The following is a 20,857-nucleotide window of genomic DNA, read 5'->3' as shown; positions in this document are numbered from 1 at the left end:
CGGTTTTCGCGTTTGACGCGCGGACGAGCCGCGCGGCGGACGCAGGGAGGTAACAATGGGTCAGATCTTGTTCATCGTCTGGCGGGAGAGCGTCGAGGCGTTGCTCGTCGTCGGTATCCTCTATGCATGGCTGAAGAATGGCGACGACGATGCGCGCCGAGGCTTGCCGTACCTGTGGGCGGGCGTGGGCGCCGGCCTGCTGATGGCGGTCGGGCTCGGCGCCGCGCTCGTCGGCTTCACCGAGGTGTTGTCGGGAGACGCGCAGGACTACTTTCAGACCGCGATGGTGCTGATCGCATGCGTGCTGATCGTGCAGATGGTGCTGTGGATGAAGCAGCACGGGCGCACGCTGAAGCGCGACATGGAGCGCTCGCTGCAAAAGAGCACGCAGGACGCGAACTGGTGGGGCGTCGCGGTGCTCGTCGCGCTTGCGATCGCGCGCGAAGGCAGCGAGACGGTGATCTTCCTTTACGGGCTCGGCTTCGGCCAGTCGGGGCACGTCGACGGCGGCCAGATGCTCGCCGTGCTGATCGGCCTCGGTCTCGCGTTCCTGACGTTCTACGTGCTGCAGCTGGGCGGCAAGTACTTCTCGTGGCGGCACTTCTTCCGCGTCACCGAGATCATGCTGCTGTTCCTCGGCGCGGGCCTGTTCCAGGCGGGCATCGACAAGCTGATCGACAAGGAAATCCTGCCGCTCGGCATCGCGCAACTGTGGGATACGTCGGCGATCCTCGACGATTCGGGCACGCTCGGCTCGCTCGTCGCGACGCTGACCGGCTACCGCGCGCATCCGTCGCTCACGAACCTCGTCGCGTACGCGGTCTACTGGGCGGTCGTCTATCTGCTGCTCAAGCGTGCCGCGAGACACCCGACGGCGACTGCGGGGCGGCCGGCATGAGTGCCGTCGTCGGCCGCCGCCGCACCAGCCTGGTCGCGGAAGCGGGGCAATGGATGCAGCGCCACGGCGCGCTGATCCGCGGCGTCCAGTGGGTCGTGGTCCTCGTCTACGCGTTCTTGATCCTCGTGCCGGCGTTCACGCCGCTGCCCGACGATTCCGCGCATCTGTGGAGCAACCTGACGCTCGCCGCGCAGTTCGTGTTCTGGGGCATCTGGTGGCCGTTCGTGCTGCTGTCGATGGTGATGCTCGGCCGCGTCTGGTGCGGCGTGCTGTGTCCCGAGGGCGCGTTGAGCGAGTTCGCGAGCAAGTTCGGCCGTGGCCGCGCGATTCCACGCTGGATGCGCTGGGGCGGCTGGCCGTTCGTCGCGTTCGGCCTCACGACGATCTACGGCCAGATGGTCAGTGTCTATCAGTATCCGCGCGCGGTGCTGCTCGTGCTCGGCGGGTCGACGCTCGCCGCGATCGTGATCGGTTTCCTGTACGGGCGCGAGAAGCGCGTATGGTGCCGCTATCTGTGCCCCGTGAACGGCGTTTTCTCGCTGCTCGCGCGTCTCGCGCCGCTGCGCTACAAGGTCGACGAGGACGCGTGGCGCCGTTCGTACAAGAAAGGCGAAGACGGCCATCGCGTGATTCCGATCAACTGCGCGCCGCTCGTGCCGCTTCGCAACATGAAGGGTGCCGCGGCGTGTCACATGTGCGGCCGCTGCAGCGGCCACCGCGGCGCGATCGAGCTGACGACGCGTTCGCCGTCCGAAGAAGTGGTCGCGCTCGGCGACAAGCAGGCGAGCGGCTGGGACACGGCGCTCATCCTCTACGGCCTGCTCGGCATTGCGATCGGCGCGTTCCACTGGACGGTGAGTCCGTGGTTCGTGCAGATCAAGCAATCGCTTGCGGGCTGGCTGATCGATCACGACATCATGTGGCCGCTCGACACGAACGCGCCGTGGTTCATCTTCACGCACTATCCCGAGCACAACGACGTGTTTTCGTGGCTCGACGGCTCGCTCGTCATCGCGTACATCATGGGCACGGGGCTCGCGTACGGCACGGCGCTTGCCGTGCTGCTCGCCGGCGCGGTCGCGATGCTCGGCCGCTTCGAGCGCGCGCGGCTGCATCATCTCGCGCAGGCGCTGATCCCGCTCGCGGGCGCGGGCGTGTTCCTCGGCTTGTCGGCGACGACGCTGTCGCTGCTGCGCGCCGAGCACGTGCCGCTCGACTGGGCGTCGGACGTGCGGATCGCGATTCTCGTCGGCTCGAATCTGTGGAGCGCATGGCTCGCGTGGCAAGTCACCGGCCGCTATGCGGGCTGGGCGCGCCGGTTGTTCGCGATGCTCTGGTTCGGCGCCGCGCTCGCGGTGATCGACAGTGCGTGGTGGCTGATGTTCTGGGGATTCTGACGTGATTCGAGCGGTATGATGCAGCCGTCGAGGGGCTCTCATCACGAAGGAGTGTCGAGATGAAAACCAAACCCGTTTTGACGAGCGAAGACGTGAAGAAGATGGCAGCCGCCGCCGAGTCGTTTGCGGCCGCCAGTCACTGGCCCGTGACGGTCGCGATCTTCGACGACGGCGCACACCTGCTGTATCTGCACCGGATGGACGGCGCCGCGCCGAGCACCGTCGAGATGGCGATCGGCAAGGGCCGCACGGCGGCGCTCGGTCGCCGCGAGAGCAAGGTCTACGAGGAAATGGTGCTGCAGGGGCGCGTGTCGTTCCTGAGCGCGCCGCTCGTCGGCCTCGTCGAGGGCGGTGTGCCGATCGTCGTCGAAGGCGAGACGGTCGGCGCGATCGGCGTGTCGGGCGTGAAGTCCGAGCAGGATGCGGCCGTCGCCCGCGCGGGCATCGCCGCATTGACCGAAGCCGGCTGATTCGAAAGCGGCATTTCGCCGATATCCGTTCGGTCGTTGGCTCGAGCGAGTCGAGATCGCTCTTGCGCTTCACGCTTCATGCGCCGCGCAAGCAAAAAAGCGACGCGTCATCGGACGCGTCGCTTTCTCTTTCACGCAGTGAGAACCCAAAAAAGCGGCTTGGCTTGCTACAACGGCTGCTTGAATATGTTTGCACGAAGGGGTCTAGACTCGCGTGCAAGCCGTTATGGCTGGCTAATGCCCAACACCTCTCGTAGAGGTGGTCCCCACAATACTCGGTTCGTTATTTCGTCAGGATCAGCTTGCCCAGACGAGTGGCCCGCAACTGATAGGTTTCGCCGTTGTGCGCGATGCTCACATGGCTTTGGCCCTGCAACAGCGTATCGCTGCTCACCACGCGCTGCCCGGCGTTTGCGGCGGCTGCGGGCTTTGCCGTGGACTTCACCGATTCCGCCGGCGTCGTCACCGCTGCCGTCTTGGGGCGGCTGCTGGATGCAGCGCCGCCCGTGCGGCGCAACGTGAGCGTAGTAGAGCGCATAGATTCGGTCATTCAGGCGATCGGTGAGTTGCGATTCGATGGAATGAATTCTAAATGATAACTATTCCCATTTACAACGTATCTTTATCGATCGAAACCTGAATGTCGATAGGCAAGGGCAAAGAGGGCGACGGATGCCCCGCCGCCAGGTGCGGTCAGTGCAGCGGATCCGGGTCCTTGCGGCCCTGCGCGTATTCGCGGATCAGACGAACGGTATCGATGTCGGATGCGCGGTAGGCTTCCTTCACGATCTCGTGCGTCTGGCGCGCGTCTTCACTGTCGTTGCTGACGGGCAGCGTCGTTTGATACTCGAAGCGCAGGAACAGTTGCCGATCGTCGCGCTCTTCGATCGTCATCGTCAGCGAACCACCGATCTCGCCGTCGGCCGCATGGATGTCGTAGCGGACCTGCTCGTTCGGCGTGAATGTCACGCGATCCCGGACGGTCGCGTTGCCGTAATGCAGCTCGCGTTCGAGCGTCGTCTCCGTGCGGTCGTGCACGATGCAGCGGTCGAGGCCGATCACGAATAGCTGCGGCTGCTCGGCGCGCAGCACGAGGCCTTCCCACAGTTGCGCACGCGTCAGCGCCGGCAGGGCCGGATTGTCGGCGGCGTTAATCTGGATCAGATGTTCGAAGTTCAAAGCGGCGGATTCCTTCTGTAGTGCGGCCCTCGCCGGGCGCGAGAAGATATTGTGACGCAAATCCGCCTCGGTGGACGAGCTTGCGTCCGCCGCCGTTCCGCCGATGCGCGCCGCTCACGCTTACGCGGGAATGCGGCCCATGCGGCCCGTCTGATAATCGGCGACTGCTTCGCGGATCTCGTCCTCGGTGTTCATCACGAACGGACCGTAGCGCACGATCGGCTCGTTGAGCGGCGCGCCGCCGATCAGCAGCAGGTTGAGCGGCGCATCGCCCGCGGCGAATGCGACGGAGTCGCCGTCTTCCGCGTACACGACCATATGGCGCGTGTCGACCGCCGTCTTGTCCGCGCCGTAGAATCCGCTGCCTTCGATCGAATAAGCGAACACGCGAAATCCGGCCGGCACCGGCTGTTCGACGCTCGCGCCCGGCGCGAGCGTGAAGTGCTGATAGAGCATCGGGGTGCGCGTCTCGATCGTTGAGCACGCGCCGAACGCCTCGCCGGCGATCACGCGGACCTTCGCGCGGCCGTCGGGCGACGTCGCGGTCGGAATGCGCGCGGCCGGGATATCCTGGTAGCGCGGCGTGATCATCTTGTCGCGGCGCGGCAGGTTCACCCAAAGCTGGAACGCATGCGTGCGTCCGCCCCGGCGCGCGAATTCGGGGTCGGGCATCTCGCTGTGCACGACGCCCGCGCCTGCCGTCATCCACTGGACATCGCCCGGACCGAGCGCGCCCGCGTGGCCCGCCGAATCACGATGGCGGAACCAGCCGTCGAGCACGTAGGTGACCGTTTCGAAGCCTCGATGCGGATGATCGGGCGCACCTTTCGCGTCGCCCGGCGCGTAATCGACGGGACCCATCTCGTCGAGCAGCAGAAACGGATCGAAGTCCGTCAGCAGGCGGGTCGGAAACGGACGGTGGACCACGAAACCGCCGCCTTCCGTGGTGCGAAGCGATGGATAGGTACGCTGGATCGAGCGGGCGATAGGCATGGGAGGGCTCTAGGAATGGCTGGTGTGACGTTATTTTTGCAACGTAAAGCTATTATATTGAGCGAATTGCCGATTAAACCCGCTCGATTCGCAATGGATCGTTGTGGAATTGGAACGATGAAATGACTATCGATGCACATAACCTGAACGACTTGATGTACTTCTCTCAGGTGGTCGAGCACGGCGGCTTCTCGGCCGCGGAACGTGTGCTCGGGATCTCGAAGTCGCGCCTGTCGCGGCGGCTGACCGAGCTCGAGGCGGCGCTCGGCGTGCGCCTGTTGCAGCGCTCGACCCGCAAGCTCGCGCTGACCGAGGCCGGACAGCTTTTCTATCAGCATTGCCAAGCAATGTTGTCCGAAGCGCAGGCCGCGATGAATGCGGTACAGCAACTGCGTTCGGCGCCGCGCGGCACGGTGCGTGTGAGCGTGCCCGTCACGCTGTCGCAGACGATGCTGTCGCGCCTGTTGCCGGAATTCCTGCATCGCTATCCGGAAGTGCGCGTACAGATTCGCGTGACGAATCGTGTGATCGATCTCTTCGAAGACTCGATCGACGTCGCGTTGCGCGTGCGGTCCGAGCCGCCGCAGAACGCGAACATCGTCGTGCGGCCGCTGTGGCGCACCGAGCAGATGCTCGTCGGCGCGCCGGGCCTGCTGCAGCAGAACGCGCCTCCCATCGTGCCCGCCGATCTATCGAGATTCGACACGCTCGATACGCCGTCGGGCGACGGCCGCCACGTATTCAACCTGATTGCGCCGGACGGCACGCGCCACGCGCACGAGCACGAGCCGCGTCTCGTGACGGCCGACCTGATGACGATCCGCGAAGCGGTGCTCGACGGGGTCGGAATCGCCGCACTGCCCGAATCGATGTACGGCAACGCGTTGCGCGCAGGGCAACTGTCGCCCGTGATGCCGGGTTGGACGCTGCCCGCGCCGCAGCTCTACGCAGTGTTCGTGTCGCGGCAGGGCATGCCGCCCGCCGTGCGCGCGTTCGTCGATTACCTCGTCGAGAAGCTCGACAACGAAAACTACAAGGAGCAGATCTGTCCGGAGCGCGGCGCGAAGGGCGCGGAGACGAAGATATCGATCTGACGAAATCGAGACGATTGCACGTGCATCGGTTTTGTCATTTGACGCGCGTCACGCAATCGGTAGTTTCAATCGCCTGTCGCTTGAATGCATGCGCGGCTCGGCCTATATTGGAATCCCAATTTCGCGAGGGAAGGTGCCAAGCGGAACAAGGTGGCCGCATATGTTGCGAGCCAAATAGGGCAGACCGCGCAAGTCCGTGCAGACCACGGCATGACGCATCGCGTTGCTCGACGTGCAGCAGTTCGGCCGTCGTGCCCGCCGCCCGAAGGCGCCCGTGTGCGCATGAAAAAAGGCCTTCATCTGGCGATGAAGGCCTTTTACTTTGTAGCGCCGCGTGCGCCTGCCGCACGCGGCGCGCGGCGCATTTACTTCGCTTTCGCGTTCGACTTCGGCTCGGTGACGAAGCCGAGCTTCGTGAGGCCGCCCGCTTGCGCGGCCGACATCACTTCCGCAACGCGCTCGTATGCGACCTTGCGATCCGCACGCAGATGCAGTTCCGGTTGTGGCGTCGTCTGCGCGGCCTGCGCGATGCGCGCCTGCAGATCGGCCGCACTGACCGGATGATCGTCCCACAGGACTGCGCCATCGCTTTCGATCGCGACATCGATCGTCTGCGGCTTCACTTCGACCGGCTGGCTGCTCGCGCGCGGCAGATCGATCTTCACCGCATGGTGCATCGCAGGAATCGTGACGAGAAAAATGATCAGGAGTACGAGCATGACGTCGACGAGCGGCGTCATGTTGATCTCGTTCATCAGGCCGTCATCGTCGTCGTCGCCGAAGCTGGTGTTCATGGACATCGCGAATCTCCGCTCAGTTCGTGCGCGCGGCGAGGCGCAGCCCGTCGCGCTGAGACGACGACGCGAGGCGCGCGCCCGTCACGAAGTAGGCATGCAGGCCGTGCGCGAAGCGGCGCAGGCGGCTCACGATGCTCTTGTTCGCGCGCGTGAGCGCGTTGTAGCCGAGCACTGCGGGAATCGCGACGAACAGGCCGAACGCGGTCATGATCAGCGATTCGCCGACGGGGCCCGCGACCTGGTCGATCGACGTCTGGCCCGTCGCGCCGATCACGAGCAGCGCGTGATAGATGCCCCACACGGTGCCGAACAGGCCGACGAACGGCGCGGTGCTGCCGATCGACGCGAGGATCGCGAGACCGCCCTGCATCCGCGCGATGCCTTCGTCCATCGTGTCCTTCAGGCAGCGCGTGACCCAGTCGGACACGTCCATCCGGTCGTGCAGGTGCGGCTGCGTCTGATGATGATGGTCGGCGGCTTCCTGGCCGGACAGCGCGAGCGCGAGGAACGGGTTGTCCTGCGTCGACGACGATGCGCTGCCGAGCTTCTTCACGCCTTCTTCGAAATCGTCCGAATGCCAGAACGATTGTTCGGCGTCTTTCGACAGACGTTTCAGGCGAATCACGTTCCAGCCTTTGATGACGATCACCATCCACGACAGGATCGACATCACGAGGAGCGCGATCGCGATGGCGCGCGTAACGAAGTCACCTTGCGCCCACACGTGCGCGATTCCGTAGCTTTGCATTTCCTTTCCTTGTTGTTTCTTTCGGGTGTTGCTGAAATTAGTCGGTCAGAGTGAAGTCGTAGGGCTGCGTATAGGCGGCGCGCATCGGCTGTCCGTTCTGCAGATACGGCTGGCACGGCGACGAGCGGATCGCGTCGAGCGCCGCGTCGTCGAGGCGCGGGAAGCCGCTGCTCTGGACGACTTGCGCGCTCTCGATCCTGCCCGTCAGGCCGACGACGAAGCGGACCTTCACGACGCCCGTTTCGCCGCGGCGCTTCGACAGCGCCGGGTAGGCGGCCTTCGCGATCTGGCAGGTGAGGTGCGCGCCTTCCTTCGGGGCGACGATTTCCAGCGTCGGGCGGCTCGTCAGCGCGCCCGCGGGCGGCGCGGCCTTCGCGCTCGTCTCGGCGGGGGCCGCGGGGGCGGGCGGTGTGGGTTCCGGCGCGGTGATCGCGTTCGGCGAAGGCTCGTGCGATACCGGCGGCGGCGTCGGGGTTGGCTTCGCGACCGGCCGGGGCGCGGGCGCCGGCTTCGGCCTGACTTTCGGGACGGGCTTCGGCGGCTCGGGCGCCGGCGCCGATTGGACGCCGACCGGCTGGGCGACGGGCGCGCTCAAAAGCTGGGCGGTGATCGTCTTTGATTCGAGCGGGCGAGACGGCACGTCGTTGCGCATCAGCAGCGCGCCGGTCAGCAGGATCGCGTGTCCGGCGAGAACCGTCACGGCGGCGGTGGCGACGCGGGGATTCATACGGGAGAAGGCCGGCGCAGAGACGGCCGGCAAGGAATTCGAAACCTGCATGTTAGCTTCGTAGCGCGGCGGCGCGCGTGTCGTTCGCCGCGAAGTGCTGCATCACTTGCGGAAAATCAGCAAGGAGATGCACACGGTAGTCACGAATCCGATCAGCAATTCCATTACGGGCTCCTTTACAGGTAGGCCGTTGGCTCGCGCGGGCAGGCTTGCTGACGGGCTGGTAAAACGAGAGCGCGGCGCGTGCGATCCTGGCACGCCGGTCAGGCCGCCTTGCGTTCGTAGAACGTGACGGGGACCGGCACGGCCGCGGGGTGCTCGACACCGCAGCGGCTCGCACAAACGCCCTGTTCCGCCATGAGGTCGCGCACGGTTTCCTCGCACTTGCCGCAGCAGGTGGCGACCCCCAGTTCGAACTGGAGTTCGTCGAAAGTGTCCACGCCTTCCGCGAGGGATGCGCGAATCTTCCGATCGGAAACGGACTTGCACACGCAGACGATCATGATGGAGCGCGATAGCTAACGTTAATGCGAATTATTATCATTATATTTGTACGGGTTGGCAAGCGCGGTCCCGGCTTTTTTGTAACAAAACCAGGTGCTTGGCAGGGTTTCCGGGCGGCGGCCGAGTGTGCGGCTACGCCGGATGGGCGGGGGAGGCGGCCGTGCGGGGCGAAGAAATGGTGACGGATTCGACCGGGACGTCGAGTCCGAGCAGCGTCGACGCGAGCGTTTGCAGATGCCGGCCGTCGCTCGTCGAGCACAGGCGCGGCAGCGGCGCCGGCTGCGCGGCGGCGGGCGCGCGCAGCCCGCGTTCGTCCAGGATCCGCGAAAGCTGGCGGGCGATCGCGTCGCTCGTGTCGATCAGGTGCAGGCGGTCGGACGCCACGTCGCGGATCGCGGCGTCGAGGAACGGGTAGTGCGTGCAGCCGAGCACGAGCGTGTCGGCGCCGGCCGCGAGCATCGGCTCCAGGTAGCCCGTGAGCAGCGCGCGCAGCTCGGGCGAGCCGGTGTCGCCGCGCTCGACCGCCTCGACGAGGCCGTGCCCCGCCTGGCAGATGAAGCGGCAGTCGTCCGCATGGCGTGCGATCAGCGCTTCGAAGCGCGCGCTGCGCAGCGTCGCCTGCGTCGCGAGCACGCCCGCGACGCGCGTCTTCGAATGCAGCGCCGCCGGCTTGATGCCGGGCTCGACGCCGACGAGCGGAATCGGCAGACGCTCGCGCACGATCGCGATCGATTGCGCGGTTGCGGTGTTGCACGCGACGACGAGCGCCTTCGCGCCCTGTGCGGCGAGCCATTCGCCGATCGCGAGCGTGCGCTCGACGATGAACGCATCGTCGCGCGGGCCATACGGCGCATGGCGGGAGTCGGCGACGTAGACGAGCGCCTCGTCGGGCAGCCGTGCGCGCACCGCGCGCAGCACCGACAGGCCGCCGAGCCCCGAATCGAAGATGCCGATCGGCGCACGGGCGGGCGATACGCGGGAATCGGAAGCGCGCGGCGTCGTCATGCGGGCGATCGAGCGTGAATCGAATGAAGATCGAGCGAGAGCGGAATGACTGGAATTACTCCGACGAGCCCATCATCGACTGCTGGTAATTCTGCAGGCCGACCTTGCCGATCAGGTCGATTTGCGTTTCGAGCCAGTCGATATGCTCTTCCGTATCGTCGAGGATCTTCTCGAAGATTTCGCGCGACACGTAATCACGCACCGATTCGCAATACGCGATCGCTTCCTTGCACGTCGCCTGCGACACCTGTTCGAGCTTCAGGTCGCACTTCAGGATTTCTTCGGTTTCCTCGCCGATGAGCAGCTTGTGCAGATCCTGCAGGTTCGGCAGGCCGTCGAGCATGAAGACGCGTTCGATCAGCCAGTCCGCGTGCTTCATTTCGCCGATCGATTCGTCGTATTCGTGCTTGCCGAGTTTTTCGAGGCCCCAGTGCTTGTACATCCGCGCATGCAGGAAATACTGATTGATCGCAGTCAGTTCGTTCTTCAACTGGGCGTTCAGATATTCGATGACTTTCTTATCGCCTTGCATGTTCGTTCCTTATGACGTGTGGGGCTTGAATTTCTGAACGATAAACGCTCGTTCCTGAAAAGCCAAGGGCGAATCCGTTCGATTTCCGAAAGGTGGAACGGATCCGCCGCATCAAAAAGGCCGGATTGAAATCCGGCCCGAAAATCATTCGTATTTACGCGCTCGCGACGGGAATCTTGCCGATTTTCGCCTGCCACTCCTTCGGCCCCGTTTGATGGACCGACGTGCCTTGCGAATCGACCGCGACGGTCACCGGCATGTCCTCCACGTCGAACTCGTAGATCGCTTCCATGCCGAGATCTTCGAACGCGAGCACCTTCGCGTGGCGGATCGCCTTCGACACGAGGTACGCGGCGCCGCCGACGGCCATCAGGTACGCGGCGTTGTGCTTCTTGATCGCGTCGATCGCGACCGGGCCGCGCTCCGCCTTGCCGACCATCGAGATGAGACCCGTCTGCGCGAGCATCATTTCGGTGAACTTGTCCATCCGCGTCGCCGTCGTCGGGCCTGCCGGGCCGACCACTTCGTCGCGCACCGGATCGACCGGGCCGACGTAGTAGATCACGCGGTTCGTGAAGTCGACGGGCAGCTTCTCGCCCTTCGCGAGCATGTCGGCGATGCGCTTGTGCGCGGCGTCGCGGCCCGTCAGCATCTTGCCCGACAGCAGCAGCGTCTGGCCCGGCTTCCACGATGCGACTTCTTCCGGCGTCAGCGTGTTCAGGTCGACGCGCTTGCTCGCTTCGGTGTCCGGTTCCCATTGGACCTTCGGCCATGCGTCGAGCGACGGCGCCTCGAGCTTCGCAGGGCCGGAGCCGTCGAGCACGAAGTGCGCGTGGCGCGTCGCCGCGCAGTTCGGGATCATCGCGACGGGCTTGCTCGCCGCGTGCGTCGGCGCGGCCATGATCTTCACGTCGAGCACGGTGGCGAGGCCGCCCAGGCCCTGCGCGCCGATGCCGAGCGCGTTGACCTTCTCGTGCAGCTCGACGCGCAGCGCCTCGACCCAGTCCTTCGGGCCGCGCGCGATGATCTCCTGGATGTCGATCGACTCCATCAGCGATTCCTTCGCCATCAGCATCGCCTTCTCGGCGGTGCCGCCGATGCCGATGCCGAGCATACCCGGCGGGCACCAGCCCGCGCCCATCGTCGGGACGGTCTTCAGCACCCAGTCGACGATCGAATCCGACGGGTTCAGCATCACGAACTTCGACTTGTTCTCCGAGCCGCCGCCCTTCGCCGCGACCTGCACGTCGACCTTGTCGCCCGGCACGATCTCGTAGTGGATCACGGCCGGCGTGTTGTCCTTCGTGTTCTTGCGCGCGCCTTCGGGCGGATTCACGATCGATGCGCGCAGCACGTTGTCCGGATGCGTGTAGCCGCGGCGCACGCCCTCGTTGATCATGTCGGTGACGCTCATCGTCGCGCCGTCCCAGCGCACGTCCATGCCGACCTTCACGAAGATCGTGACGATGCCCGTGTCCTGGCAGATCGGGCGGCGGCCTTCCGCGCACATGCGGCTGTTCGTCAGGATCTGCGCGATCGCGTCCTTCGCGGCCGGGCTCTCTTCGAGCTCGTAGGCACGGCCGAGCGCCTGGATGTAGTCGAGCGGGTGGTAGTAGCTGATGTACTGCAGCGAATCCGCGATGCTCTGGATCAGGTCTTCCTGTTTGATGACGGTCATGGCTGAGACTCTGTGGGGACGGTGGGTATGGGAATCGACTCAGGCCGACTGTTGCGCCGGCTCGCGCGGCGCCGACTGCGGCGTCGGCGCTTCGTGATAATGCTCGGGGTGCGTGTGCGTCGTCAGGCGGTCGACCCACGCCATCACGAGCGCAGACACGAGGAACGCGACGTGGATCAGCACTTGCCACATGATCGCGTGCACCGTGTGCTGGTCCGGATTGATGAAGGTCTTCAGCAGATGGATCGACGAGATGCTGATGAGCGCCATCGACAGCTTCACCTTCAGCACGCCCGCGTTCACATGGTCGAGCCATTCCGGTTCGTCGGGGTGGCCTTCGACGCCCAGGCGCGACACGAAGGTTTCATATCCGCCGACGATCACCATGATGAGCAGGTTCGAGATCATCACCACGTCGATCAGGCCGAGCACGGCGAGCATGATGTTCGTCTCGTCGAGGCCGGTCGCGTGCGACAGCAGGTGCCAGACTTCCTTCAGGAACAGGAACACGTAGATCGCCTGAGCGACGATCAGACCCAGATAAAGGGGGACTTGCAGCCAGCGGCTCATGAAGATGACGGCGGGCAGCGGGCGCATCTTGCGGCGGGCCGGGCGGGCGGCGCGCGGATCGGTCGGGGCAGCGGACATGGTCGGGCGAAGCGGGGACGCGGGGATATGGAGCGTTTTTGAAAAAAAGCGCGTCATTGTAACGCGTCGGCGGGGCCGCTTGCAGCGGCGCAGCATCGCGGCGCGGCGGCGCGCGTGTTGCGAAGGGACGGGGGAGGATGCGCCGGCTCGTCGCCGGCGCGGCGATTTCTCAGGGCGAGACGGGCGGCGAGCGCCGCACGCGCAGGCTCGCGAGCACGATCCCCGTCACGACGCACGCGAGCGCGAAGCCGTGCGCGAGCGTCGGCCGCTCGCCGAGAAACAGGATCCCATACAGCGCGGCCGAGATCGGCAGCACCGCGCTGAACACGCCCGCGAGGCTGCCCGGCACGTGGCGGATGCCCTTCATCCACAGCCAGAACGAGAAGATGCTCGCGGACAGGCCGTACCAGACGACGAGCGCCCAGATGCTCGCCGGCACGCTCGCGTAATCGAAATGCCAGAGCGCGCCCGCGCCGAGCGGCAGCATCAGCAGCAGGCCGAACAGATGGGTGTATGCGCAGATGTCGATCGGCGCGAGCGTTTGCGTGAGGCGCCGCGACAGGATCACGTAGATCGACTCGCAGCAGACCGCGCCGAGCATCAGCAGATTGCCGGCGAGCGAGCTCGCGTGCCCGCCGCCTTCGCTCGCCGTGCCGTTCGCGAGATTGATCGTCACGACGCCGACGATCGCGAGCGCAATCGACACGAGCGCACGCCCGTTCGGTTTCTCGCGCAGGAAGAGCCACGCGAACAACGCGACGACGGCCGGGATCGTGCTCGTGATGACGCCCGCCGCGACGGCGCTCGTGCGCTGCACGCCGTTCAGCATCAGCAGCGTGAACATGAACGTGCCGAAGAACGCCTGCAGGAACAGGTTCAGCCATTCGCCGCGCCTGACGGTGCGCATCTTGACCGGGCTGAAGAGCGGCCAGAGCACCGCGTTCGCGATGACGAAGCGCAGCGTGGCGAGAATGGCGACGGGAACGAAGACGACGATCGATTTGCCGATGCCGACGTTGCTGCCGACGAGCAACATCGACACGACGAGAAAGAGAGCGTAGCGATTCAAGCTGGAATCCGGGCGACGAGTTAGTTAGCATTGTAGGGTCGCGTGAAAGCTAGCGTAAAGCAGCGCCGAGACGCTCTTCACGTAAGTGACGGGTAAGTTCCGGCGCTTATCGTGAAAAGACCTGCATCGCTTTGCCGCGGCCGTTCCGCGTGGTGCGATGCAGCATCGCGCGTCGCATGAGCCGCATGCGGCGCGCAGGGCGGGAGACAGGCGCGTCGCGCGCCAATTAGACACGGCGCGCCCGATCGCGCCGGCATGTAGTGGGTTCCAAGTTCACCAAGGGGTAGTCGATGTCTGCGATTGAATCGGTTCTGCACGAACGCCGCCAGTTTGCGCCGCCCGCCGCCGTGGAAAGGGCGGCGGCGATTTCCGGCATGGCGGCTTATCGGACGCTCGTCGAAGAGGCCGAGCGCGATTACGAAGGATTCTGGGCGCGGCTCGCGCGCGAGACGCTCGAATGGCGCAAGCCGTTCGGCAAGGTGCTCGACGAGTCGAATGCGCCGTTCTACAAGTGGTTCGAGGACGGCGAGCTGAACGCGTCGTACAACTGCCTCGACCGTCACGTCGCCGCCGGCCTCGGCGAGCGCGTCGCGGTGATCTTCGAGGCCGACGACGGCACCGTCACGCGCGTCACCTACGCCGATCTGCTCGCGCGCGTCGCCCGCTTCGCGAATGCGCTGAAGAGGCGCGGCGTCGGCCGCGGCGACCGCGTCGTCATCTACATCCCGATGTCGGTCGAAGGGATCGTCGCGATGCAGGCGTGCGCGCGGATCGGTGCGACGCACTCGGTCGTGTTCGGCGGCTTTTCGTCGAAGTCGCTGCACGAGCGCATCGTCGACGTCGGCGCGACCGCGCTCGTCACCGCCGACGAGCAGATGCGCGGCGGCAAGACGCTGCCGCTCAAGAACATCGCCGACGAAGCGCTCGCGATGGGCGGCTGCGACGCGGTGAAGAGCGTGTTCGTCTATCGCCGCACGGGCGGCAAGATCGACTGGCACGAGGGCCGCGACGTCTGGATGCACGAGGCTGTCGCGAACGAATCCGACACGTGCGAGCCCGAATGGGTGAGCGCCGAGCATCCGCTCTTCATCCTCTACACGTCCGGCTCGACGGGCAAGCCGAAGGGCGTCCAGCACAGCACGGGCGGCTATCTGCTGTGGGCCGCGCAGACGATGAAGTGGACGTTCGACTGGAAGCCGGCCGACGTGTTCTGGTGCACGGCCGACATCGGCTGGGTCACGGGCCACTCGTACATCACGTACGGGCCGCTCGCCGTCGGCGCGACGCAGGTCGTGTTCGAAGGCGTGCCGACCTATCCGAACGCGGGCCGCTTCTGGAAGATGATCGGCGACCATCGGGTCTCCGTGTTCTACACCGCGCCGACCGCGATCCGCTCGCTGATCAAGGCGGCCGAAGCCGACGAGCACGTGCATCCGAAGAGCTACGACCTGTCGAGCCTGCGCATTATCGGCACGGTCGGCGAGCCGATCAATCCGGAAGCGTGGATCTGGTATCACAAGAATGTCGGCGGCGAGCGCTGCCCGGTCGTCGATACCTGGTGGCAGACCGAGACGGGCGGCCACATGATCACGCCGCTGCCGGGCGCGACGCCGACCGTGCCGGGCTCGTGCACGCTGCCGCTGCCGGGCATCATGGCGGCGGTCGTCGACGAGACCGGACAGGACGTGCCGAACGGGCAGGGCGGCATTCTCGTCGTCAAGCGTCCGTGGCCGGCGATGGCGCGCACGATCTGGGGCGACCCGGAACGCTTCAAGAAGAGCTACTACCCCGAAGAGCTCGGCGGCAGCCTCTATCTCGCGGGCGACGGCACCGTGCGCGACAAGGAAACCGGCTACTTCACGATCATGGGCCGCATCGACGACGTGCTGAACGTGTCCGGGCACCGGCTCGGCACGATGGAGATCGAGTCGGCGCTCGTGTCGCACGCGCTCGTCGCGGAAGCGGCGGTCGTCGGCCGGCCGGACGACACGACGGGCGAGGCGGTCGTCGCGTTCGTCGTGCTGAAGCGCTCGCGTCCGGAAGGTGAAGAGGCGGCGGCGCTCGCGAAGGTGCTGCGCGACTGGGTCGGCAAGGAAATCGGGCCGATCGCGAAGCCGAAGGACATCCGCTTCGGCGACAACCTGCCGAAGACGCGCTCGGGCAAGATCATGCGGCGCCTGCTGCGCTCGCTCGCGAAGGGCGAGGCGATCACGCAGGATACGTCGACGCTCGAGAACCCTGCGATCCTCGAACAGCTCGCCGAAGTGCGCTGAGCGCGTCCGACGCGCGGCGCGTGATCGAATACGCGTCGTTCGAGCCCCTGCGCGGCAATCCCGATTGCCCGCGCAGGGGCTTTTTGCTACACAAGCGCATGGCCGCCACTTCTTCCTCGACGTCGTCGCATGCCGCCGAACCGCCGCCCGTGCCGGCGCCGCTTGCGCGCGCGCATGCGCGCTACTGGCGCTTCAATGTCGCGCTGATCGCGGTGCTGATGACGATCGGCTTCGCCGTATCGTTCGTCGTGCCGCTTTTCGCGCCGGCGCTCGCGCATCTGCGCTTCGCCGGCTTCAGCCTGCCGTTCTACGTCGGCGCGCAAGGCGCGATCCTCGTCTACCTCGCGCTGATCGCCGTCTACATCGTGCTGATGCAGCGCGCGGACCGGATCCTGCGGCGCGACTACGAAGCTTACGCGGACGAAGCGCAACGCAACGACGCCGTTTCGACGGACGCCGACGCATGCTGACGAATCGACTGGTTCGGGTGTACGCGTTTTATACGATCGGCTTCGCCGCATTCGTGCTGCTGCTCTGGTGGATCGAGCGCGCGACCGGGCCGGGCGTGTGGATCGGCTACGTGTTCCTGTTCGTGCCGATCGCGGTCTATGCGGTGATCGGATTGCTGTCGCGTACGTCGGATCTCGTCGAATACTACGTTGCCGGGCGGCGCGTGCCGTCCGCGTTCAACGGGATGGCGACCGCCGCGGACTGGCTTTCGGCCGCATCGTTCATCGGCCTCGCAGGGTCGCTGTACGCGACCGGCTACGACGCGCTCGCGTACCTGATGGGCTGGACAGGCGGCTTCTGCCTCGTCGCGTTCCTGCTCGCGCCGTACGTGCGCAAGCTCGCGCGCTATACGATTCCCGACTTTCTCGGCACGCGCTTCTCGAGCACGCTCGTCAGGGCGCTCGCGGCGCTCGCCGCGATCCTGTGCTCGTTCGTCTATCTCGTCGCGCAGATACAGGGCATCGGCCTCATCGCGACGCGCTTCATCGGCGTCGACTTCTCGATCGGCATCTTCTGCGGGCTCGCGGGGATCCTCGTCTGCTCGTTTCTCGGCGGGATGCGCGCGGTCACGTGGACCCAGGTCGCGCAGTACATCATCCTGATCATCGCGTTCCTGCTGCCGGTTTCGCTGATCGCGATGAAGAACGGCCTCGGGCCCGTGCCGCAGTTCAACTACGGCCACCTGATGTCGCGCGTCGAAACGCTCGAGACGCAGATGCGCGACGCGCCGCAGGAACTGCAGGTGCGCGACGCGTATCGCCGACAGGCGGCCGAGATCCAGGCGCAGCTCGATCGGCTGCCGGCCTCGTACGAAGACGCGCATGCGCGGCTCGCGAACGAAGTCGCCGCGCTGCGCCGGCACAACGGGCCGCTGCGGGAGATCAACCGCCGCGAACGGGAGCTCGCCGAGTTTCCGCGCGATCCCGCGGCGGCGCGGGCCGTGTGGGAGCAGATGCGCGACGATCTGATCGCGCGCGCGGCCGATCCGGTGCCGATGCACGAGCCGTTTCCGGCTGCGAGCGACGACGACCGCCGACCGCGCGAACGGAACTTTCTCGCGCTGCTGCTGTGCTTGTCGCTCGGCACGGCGAGCCTGCCGCATATCCTGACGCGCTACAACACGACGACGTCGGTCGCATCCGCGCGCCGTTCGGTCGGCTGGACGCTGTTTTTCATCGCGCTGTTCTACTTGACGGTGCCGGTGCTCGCGGTGCTCATCAAGTACGAGATCCTGACGAATCTGGTGGGGCGGCCGTTCGCCGATCTGCCCGCGTGGATCACGCAATGGCACCGCTTCGAGCCGGGGCTCATCAACGTCGTCGATCAGCTTCGCGACGGCATCGTCCACTGGTCCGAGATCCAGATGCAGCCCGACATCGTCGTGCTCGCGGCGCCGGAGATCGCGGGGCTGCCGTACGTCGTGTCGGGGCTGATCGCGGCGGGCGCGCTCGCCGCGGCGCTGTCGACGGCGGACGGCTTGCTGCTGACGATCGCGAACGCGCTGTCGCACGACGTCTACTACCACATGGTCGCGCCCGACGCGTCGAGCCAGCGGCGCGTGACGATCTCGAAGGTGCTGCTGCTCGGCGTTGCGCTGTTCGCGTCGTACGTTGCGTCGCTGAATACCGGGAAGATCCTGTTTCTCGTCGGGGCGGCGTTCTCGCTCGCGGCTTCGAGCTTCTTCCCGGTGCTCGTGCTCGGCGTGTTCTGGAAGCGCACGACGACGCGCGGCGCGGTTGCGGGGATGGTGACGGGGCTCGGCGTGTGCATCTACTACATCGTGTCGACGTACCCGTTCTTCACGCAGATCACGGGCTTCGCGGGGCCGAGCTGGTTCGGCATCGAGCCGATCAGCTCCGGTGTGTTCGGCGTGCCGGCGGGGTTCGCGATGGCGATCGTCGTGAGCCTGCTGGATCGGCGGCCGGATGCGTATACGAACGCGCTTGTCGACTATATCCGGCATCCTTGATGGTCGGGTTTCTCCCGGGGGTGGCGGCCCGGCCCCGGAGTTTGCTATACTTGCCGTCTTCCCGGAGAGATGGATGAGTGGTTTAAGTCGCACGCCTGGAAAGCGTGTATAGGTTAATAGCCTATCGGGGGTTCGAATCCCCCTCTCTCCGCCAGAACAATGCCAAGTTACTGATCAGCTTGGAAAATCCCGACAAATCAAGCACCTTGAGCCTGTTGGCCCACGATAAGTGGTACACAGAGGACTCGGAAGACTTGAAAAACAAACCGGGGCTGGTGTCCCGAAACGGCACCTACTATGCGCGGATGCGCGTACCGACATTGCTCGTCGGACTTCTCCAAAAGCACGAAGTCAAAATCAGCCTTCGCACGAAGAACCTGAATGAAGCCCGTGCGAAGCTACCCGCCGCACTCGTCGAAATCCACAAACAGTTTGCTGCCGCTACCAAGGTCGCGGACGCCGTTGCCGCGCCAGCCGAAGATGTCCGACGCGGTACGCTTGAGCAGATTGCCCGCACGTGGTTCGAGCCACGTTGGCGCGCCACGGGCGAAGCCCTCTGGAAGCCGGCCCCGGCCGGAATGACCGCCGTGGACGCGTTGTGCAACATCGATCCCGAACTCGCCCGTTTGACGCCGCCTGACGAAGTGACGTTTGGCGAGTACCTGCATCAGGCGCGCGGCCTGCTCGCGGCAGCCGGATATGCGGAGCCGTCGGGTAGCAGCGTCGAAATGCTGGCGCAGTTCATGGTGCGGGGCGAAATCGAATGCCTCAATAGGGGCCGTCGGCTCTTGGTTGATGGCCGGCTCTACGACGCGATCGAAGACCCGCTGTATCGGCCCATAGGCGGCTCTACAGAGGGCGTCGCGCGGGCGGATGCCGCTACCATCCCCAACGGGATCACGATCGATGAGGCTATCAAGCGATTCGAGAATGACCCGCAGCGCGCAAAGCTCAGCAGGAAGAATCTCGATGGCTACCAGCATAGCTTCAGGCTGCTACGCGAGATCGTCGGCGGCAATATGCCGTTGGGCGCGGTAAATCGCGATCACGCGCGTGAAGTGCAGGAGGTGTTTGCGCACCTACCAGCGAATGCGACGAAGCGATTCCCCGGGATGACGTTGGTGGCGGCCGCCGAGCATGCCAAAAAGAGCGGCATCCCACCCATTTCCGCAAAAACCGCCGAAGTCCAACTTGGCAACTTTTCGAGCTTCTTCAGTTGGGCTGTGAGGGAACACCTCATCGACAAGACCCCCGCCGCCGGATTGCAGCCGCTTCAGGAAAAGCGCAGCAAGGACGAGGGCCGCCAGCCATTCAGTGATGCCGACCTCGTAAAGCTGTTCTCCGACGATCTGTTTCGTGCGCCGTATCGACGTGTTGCGCCCCGCTGGCTGGGGCGGTACTGGGTGCCGTTGCTCGCGCTCTACCACGGCGCGCGGCTGAACGAACTGTGCCAACTGGAAGTGGCCGATGCCGGCGTGGCAAATGGCATCCCCTTCCTCCACTTTCGGGAAGAAAGCGCCGCTGACGAAGAAAAGCACCTAAAGACTCGGAACTCGGAGCGCGTCATTCCCATTCACCCGGTTCTTCAGCAGCTTGGGTTCGTCGAGTACGTTGAAGCGACGCGCAAGGCGGGGCATGCGCGCTTGTTCCCGAGCTTGACGAAAAGCGCCACGGGGTACTATTCCGACAACTTCTCGAAATGGTTCGGCCGGTTCTGCGATAAGTGTGGCGTGACCGACAGCCGGCTTGCCTTCCACTCGTTCCGACATGGCTTCAGAGACGCTGCTCGCGCAGCTGACATTCCACGCGAAATAGCTCAAGCATTGGGTGGGTGGTCCGATGGCGATGACTCCACGAGCGAGGACTATGGGAAAGGCTACACCCTGAGCCGCAAGGCCGACGAGCTTGCCAAAATTCGGTTCCCGGCTGTCGAACGACTGCTTGCCCCAGTAACGCAAGTGTCCCAAGGTGATGGCACCTGATTCCTTTCGGTGACCGGGCCGCTTCCTCTGCCCGCTGTGGGTCCGCGAAGTGTTCGTCACTCGCAGTTCTGATATCCGCCTACACGCATGCCACGCGTTGTGTTCGCCGGCCAACGAGCAAGAAGTTGCGTCAGATGTGACCGGCTGCAAGTGGCGCAAGTTGCGTCACGCGCGACCGGCCTAAATCGGCAACTTACGTCAGAAGCGACCGTGTTCCAGCGAAAGTTGCGTCACCGGCGACCCCAAGAAAACCACATTCCTTGAAGAACTACACATGCCTCATAGAAAGGCACATGTATGTGCGTCGCAGCTTTCGCCGCTCGCACGGCTCCTTCCTCTAAAAGCAAATCTCGGATGCTTCGCATTCCAAAAAATGGCTCCGCT

General features: G+C 65.1%; 20 protein-coding genes and 1 tRNA gene. 9 read left to right on the top strand and 12 right to left on the bottom strand.

What is annotated here, in order from left to right; translation table 11 throughout:
* Positions 1-55: 55 nt before the first annotated feature.
* From BG90_RS30725 to BG90_RS30715, 3 genes are read left to right on the top strand one after another with little or no spacing between them, the layout of a single operon-like run.
* Positions 56-898 carry an FTR1 family iron permease gene (locus BG90_RS30725; protein ID WP_010117987.1) on the top strand — a complete coding sequence of 281 codons (843 nt, stop codon included), beginning with the start codon at positions 56-58 and terminating at the stop codon, positions 896-898.
* Positions 895-2,295, top strand: coding sequence for a 4Fe-4S binding protein (locus BG90_RS30720; RefSeq protein ID WP_010107909.1), 1,401 nt, complete (start codon positions 895-897; stop codon positions 2,293-2,295). Before BG90_RS30725 ends, BG90_RS30720 begins: the two co-directional genes overlap by 4 nt.
* A 59-nt stretch (positions 2,296-2,354) precedes the next feature.
* Positions 2,355-2,765, top strand: a complete 411-nt coding sequence (locus BG90_RS30715; RefSeq protein ID WP_025990135.1) for a GlcG/HbpS family heme-binding protein — start codon at positions 2,355-2,357, stop codon at positions 2,763-2,765.
* Positions 2,766-3,048: 283 nt separating this feature from the next.
* On the opposite strand, the gene hemP is transcribed toward BG90_RS30715, so the two are convergent.
* The 3 genes from hemP to BG90_RS30700 all read right to left on the bottom strand — a co-directional run bounded on the left by hemP (position 3,049) and on the right by BG90_RS30700 (position 4,937).
* Positions 3,049-3,231, bottom strand: a complete 183-nt coding sequence (gene hemP, locus BG90_RS30710) for a hemin uptake protein HemP (RefSeq protein ID WP_309545081.1) — start codon at positions 3,229-3,231, stop codon at positions 3,049-3,051.
* Between the two features lie 227 nt (positions 3,232-3,458).
* Complete coding sequence (locus BG90_RS30705; protein ID WP_010117990.1) at positions 3,459-3,944, bottom strand: SRPBCC family protein; 486 nt, start codon at positions 3,942-3,944, stop codon at positions 3,459-3,461.
* 120 nt (positions 3,945-4,064) lie between these two features.
* On the bottom strand, positions 4,065-4,937 hold the full coding sequence (locus BG90_RS30700; protein WP_010117991.1) for a pirin family protein: 873 nt from the start codon (positions 4,935-4,937) through the stop codon (positions 4,065-4,067).
* 122 nt (positions 4,938-5,059) lie between these two features.
* Here BG90_RS30700 and BG90_RS30695 point away from each other — a divergent pair, with 122 nt between their 5' ends.
* Complete coding sequence (locus BG90_RS30695) at positions 5,060-6,031, top strand: LysR family transcriptional regulator (RefSeq protein WP_010117992.1); 972 nt, start codon at positions 5,060-5,062, stop codon at positions 6,029-6,031.
* A 365-nt stretch (positions 6,032-6,396) separates the two neighbouring features.
* Here BG90_RS30695 and BG90_RS30690 read toward each other — a convergent pair whose 3' ends face one another.
* The 9 genes from BG90_RS30690 to BG90_RS30650 form a co-directional block, all read right to left on the bottom strand.
* Positions 6,397-6,831: an ExbD/TolR family protein gene (locus tag BG90_RS30690; RefSeq protein ID WP_025990136.1), complete on the bottom strand. Its 435-nt coding sequence runs from the start codon at positions 6,829-6,831 to the stop codon at positions 6,397-6,399.
* Between the two features lie 13 nt (positions 6,832-6,844).
* Positions 6,845-7,576, bottom strand: coding sequence for a MotA/TolQ/ExbB proton channel family protein (locus BG90_RS30685; protein ID WP_010117993.1), 732 nt, complete (start codon positions 7,574-7,576; stop codon positions 6,845-6,847).
* Between the two features lie 37 nt (positions 7,577-7,613).
* Positions 7,614-8,354: an energy transducer TonB gene (locus BG90_RS30680; protein WP_025990137.1), complete on the bottom strand. Its 741-nt coding sequence runs from the start codon at positions 8,352-8,354 to the stop codon at positions 7,614-7,616.
* 212 nt (positions 8,355-8,566) lie between these two features.
* Positions 8,567-8,806, bottom strand: a complete 240-nt coding sequence (locus tag BG90_RS30675; RefSeq protein WP_010117995.1) for a (2Fe-2S)-binding protein — start codon at positions 8,804-8,806, stop codon at positions 8,567-8,569.
* A 133-nt stretch (positions 8,807-8,939) separates the two neighbouring features.
* The gene (gene murI / locus BG90_RS30670; protein ID WP_010117996.1) at positions 8,940-9,812 is read right to left on the bottom strand and encodes a glutamate racemase; all 873 of its coding nucleotides are present in this window, start codon (positions 9,810-9,812) and stop codon (positions 8,940-8,942) included.
* A gap of 55 nt (positions 9,813-9,867) precedes the next feature.
* Positions 9,868-10,344: a bacterioferritin gene (bfr, locus tag BG90_RS30665; protein WP_010107930.1), complete on the bottom strand. Its 477-nt coding sequence runs from the start codon at positions 10,342-10,344 to the stop codon at positions 9,868-9,870.
* 154 nt (positions 10,345-10,498) lie between these two features.
* The gene (locus tag BG90_RS30660; RefSeq protein WP_010117997.1) at positions 10,499-12,022 is read right to left on the bottom strand and encodes a fumarate hydratase; all 1,524 of its coding nucleotides are present in this window, start codon (positions 12,020-12,022) and stop codon (positions 10,499-10,501) included.
* Positions 12,023-12,061: 39 nt separating this feature from the next.
* Complete coding sequence (locus BG90_RS30655) at positions 12,062-12,670, bottom strand: TIGR00645 family protein (RefSeq protein ID WP_010107934.1); 609 nt, start codon at positions 12,668-12,670, stop codon at positions 12,062-12,064.
* Positions 12,671-12,839: 169 nt separating this feature from the next.
* The gene (locus tag BG90_RS30650; RefSeq protein ID WP_010117998.1) at positions 12,840-13,739 is read right to left on the bottom strand and encodes a DMT family transporter; all 900 of its coding nucleotides are present in this window, start codon (positions 13,737-13,739) and stop codon (positions 12,840-12,842) included.
* Positions 13,740-14,029: 290 nt separating this feature from the next.
* On the opposite strand from BG90_RS30650, the gene acs reads away from it, so the two are divergent.
* The 5 genes from acs (at position 14,030) to BG90_RS30625 (ending at position 20,473) form a co-directional block, all read left to right on the top strand.
* The gene (gene acs, locus BG90_RS30645) at positions 14,030-16,012 is read left to right on the top strand and encodes an acetate--CoA ligase (protein WP_010117999.1); all 1,983 of its coding nucleotides are present in this window, start codon (positions 14,030-14,032) and stop codon (positions 16,010-16,012) included.
* Between the two features lie 149 nt (positions 16,013-16,161).
* The gene (locus BG90_RS30640; RefSeq protein WP_025990138.1) at positions 16,162-16,482 is read left to right on the top strand and encodes a DUF4212 domain-containing protein; all 321 of its coding nucleotides are present in this window, start codon (positions 16,162-16,164) and stop codon (positions 16,480-16,482) included.
* Positions 16,476-18,491 carry a sodium:solute symporter family protein gene (locus BG90_RS30635; RefSeq protein ID WP_025990139.1) on the top strand — a complete coding sequence of 672 codons (2,016 nt, stop codon included), beginning with the start codon at positions 16,476-16,478 and terminating at the stop codon, positions 18,489-18,491. The genes BG90_RS30640 and BG90_RS30635 overlap by 7 nt, the downstream gene beginning before the upstream one ends.
* A 63-nt stretch (positions 18,492-18,554) precedes the next feature.
* Positions 18,555-18,645 (top strand) — tRNA-Ser (locus BG90_RS30630).
* 100 nt (positions 18,646-18,745) lie between these two features.
* The gene (locus BG90_RS30625; RefSeq protein WP_081469896.1) at positions 18,746-20,473 is read left to right on the top strand and encodes a site-specific integrase; all 1,728 of its coding nucleotides are present in this window, start codon (positions 18,746-18,748) and stop codon (positions 20,471-20,473) included.
* Positions 20,474-20,857: the final 384 nt, after the last annotated feature.

The sequence above is a fragment of the Burkholderia oklahomensis C6786 genome, assembly GCF_000959365.1.
GTDB lineage: Bacteria > Pseudomonadota > Gammaproteobacteria > Burkholderiales > Burkholderiaceae > Burkholderia > Burkholderia oklahomensis.
The sequence above is the reverse complement of the archived record's forward strand: the minus strand, read 5'-3'. Positions and strand labels throughout refer to the sequence as shown.